Consider the following 2,508-nt stretch of genomic DNA (forward strand, 5'->3'; position numbering starts at 1 on the left):
GTGGCGGTGCGCCGGGCGGTGAGGTCCGCTCGCCCGTCGTCTCCTCGGGCCGTGTCGTTGTGCTAGTCATTTCCCCCCACTTTCATCGCGGTGCTCGCCTACGAGGTCACGAGCACCTGCGCTTCCCCGACCGCGACCTGCACCGACTGGGAGAGTCCGTCCATCCGGATAGTCCCGGTCTGCCCTGCGCCTTCCCAGGTGATGACCCAGTCCGAGGTCGCCGTGACGGTGAACTTGTCACCTGGCTCGCCGGCGGACGTCGTCCTGTAGACGTGGCCGCAGTCCGGTGACTGCTGCCGTCCGTAGCTCGCGTGGTACGCCGTGCCGGCGCCGTGGCACACGACCGTGTTGCCGTCGCCCATGTCCCAAGTGATCGTGTCGACTTGTGCGGTCGCGGTGACCGTGATGCCGCCGGCCGACGCCGAAGCCGAGATGGGGCCAACCGTGCTCGGGCCGGGCTCCGCCGCCCACATCCACACCGGCATGCCCACCAGACCCAGAGATCCGGCACCCGGCTCGGGCACGATCCCGATTCGAATCGCCTCTAGATCCATCGAGTCCACCGCGGTCTGCGCAAGTTCCCGTGGGGAGGGCACCGGTGCTACCGCTGCAGGTGGCTCTGCGAGCCAGATGAAGATGTTGCTGATGAGCGACTCTGGGTCGGGGATATGGCAGTGGTAGATCGCCCCACCGTCAGCCGGATCACGCCCTCCCCAGAGGGGGTCACCAGCTACGGGCTGCGGATCAAGCCTCGTGTAAGCGGAAGGGTCCTGCCAACACGGCAAGTCCGGGCCGGTATCAACCGGTCCCCGCTCATCGGAGATGTCTTCGGCGGAGGGAGGAGCCGCCGGTACCTCAACCGAGATAATGCAGACTCCCGTGACGAGATCCACCTGGAGGCACTCAGGTGCGGCCTCAGTAGCTCCGATAGAAAACGCGAAGAGGCACGGCAAGGCGAGAAGTATGGCGACGGCACGCGTCAGTCGGCGGAGTCGCATGGCTGCTGCTCCAGAGTCTGGCTAGTCGACACTCGCCACCCACCGGCTGGGTCGTCCTCCCATTCGTGATTCGCGACGGTGTGCCGTTCCCATCCACGGGTAGGCCGTTCATCGGCAACGACGGAGCTGCCGTCCGCATCGACGATATCGACATCGCCGACATCGATGCAGACATCGAACTGGACCACCGGTACCGTCTTGCCTGCGCTGTCGGTGTTCTCGAGGTTGACGCTCTTGGCTTCGAGCTCGACGACCCTAGTCTCGCCGGTCTGGTGCCACCCATCGGCGCGCTCGCGCTCGAATTGTCGCTGACGCGACACCAGGGCGACGCTGACCGCGACGTCATCGAGGATGGAGAGATCCGCGTTCGGATTTCCACGAAGCTCATCGACTACCCGGTAGTACTCCCGTACCGCTGCCTCAGCGTTCTTCGCCGCGGTCTCTGAGTCGGAGGCGGGAGTTGGTGACGGGCTCGGCGACGGTGTGGGCGACGTGGAGGTCGCTACTGTCGGAGTCGGCGTGGCTGCCGGTTCGGGCGAGTCCGAGCATGCGGAGGTGACGACGAACACCAGGATTGTCGCCGCTGTTACTCTACCCCGACCCCCACGGTGCATGCCCTCGACGCCCTTGTTCGAGTTCTTCTCGCGCGCCCTGTGTGTGCGGACGACCTCGCGCGGAGGCCGACGTGTGGATTCTTGCAGATCCATGGGCCCGTTCACCACCCTTCTGCTGCGATCTGAACCAGCCCGGCCGGGTGGCAACGAGCAGCAGCGAGCTCGTCTGATGACCAGGTGTGCGGCGACCGCCGTGGCGTCGCGTTGTCACCGCACGACGTCGCTAGCGGGTTCGAGCCCTCCCTTGTCGGAACCCGCCCCGTGGCCGAACCGACCGCAGGAGCCCCCCACCGGCAGCCCTGAGCGCGGTGGCCTCCGTGGTCTTCACACCTCTGGCACCCGAGGCGCACCTGGCTGGTGTGACGGTCTCGATGCGTGTGGTCTCGGCGGGTAGCGGCTACGGCTACCTGCTCCGCTCGGTCGTGCAAGGCGACGGAGAAGTTGCCCAGGCGACCGGGTTTACGCGGTATTTCACGGAGGCGGGCACCCCGCCCGGTGTGTGGATGGGCAAAGGGGTTGCGTACTTCGGGACCGGTGAGCTGCGTCCCGGCATGACAGTGACGCCCGAGCATCTTCAGGGGCTTCTGGGACGCGGCAACGACCCGATCACCGGAGAGAGCCTCGGCCAGCCCTTCCGGGAGTACCCGACCGTGGCCGAGCGCACCGCCGCGTTGATCTCTCGCATCGACCGGGCCCTGCCTGCCGAAGAGTTCGACACCGAAGTGACTCGCATCCAGGCCGAGCAAGCCGCCCGCGGGCCGCAGACCGCGACCGCCGGGTTCGACCTGACCTTCTCCGTGCCCAAGTCGGTCTCCGTGCTGTGGGGCGTCGCCGACGCGACCACCCAGGAGTTGATTGTCGAGGCCCACCACGTCGCCGTCGCCCAGGTGCTCGAC

At 66.9% G+C, this 2,508-nt stretch carries 3 protein-coding genes; 2 read left to right on the plus strand and 1 reads right to left on the minus strand.

Annotated features, from left to right (window positions below; all coding sequences use genetic code 11):
- Positions 1 to 98: 98 nt before the first annotated feature.
- A complete protein-coding gene (locus tag VR894_RS19065; protein WP_324654117.1) occupies positions 99 to 998 on the minus strand; it encodes a hypothetical protein in 900 nt (299 codons plus the stop codon).
- Between the two features lie 65 nt (positions 999 to 1,063).
- Here VR894_RS19065 and VR894_RS19070 point away from each other — a divergent pair, with 65 nt between their 5' ends.
- Positions 1,064 to 1,444 carry a hypothetical protein gene (locus VR894_RS19070; RefSeq protein WP_324654119.1) on the plus strand — a complete coding sequence of 127 codons (381 nt, stop codon included), beginning with the start codon at positions 1,064 to 1,066 and terminating at the stop codon, positions 1,442 to 1,444.
- 485 nt (positions 1,445 to 1,929) lie between these two features.
- On the plus strand, positions 1,930 to 2,508 hold a 579-nt coding region (locus VR894_RS19075), incomplete at its 3' end, for a relaxase domain-containing protein (protein ID WP_324654120.1).

The sequence above is a fragment of the Georgenia sp. H159 genome (assembly GCF_035607575.1).
GTDB lineage: Bacteria > Actinomycetota > Actinomycetes > Actinomycetales > Actinomycetaceae > Oceanitalea.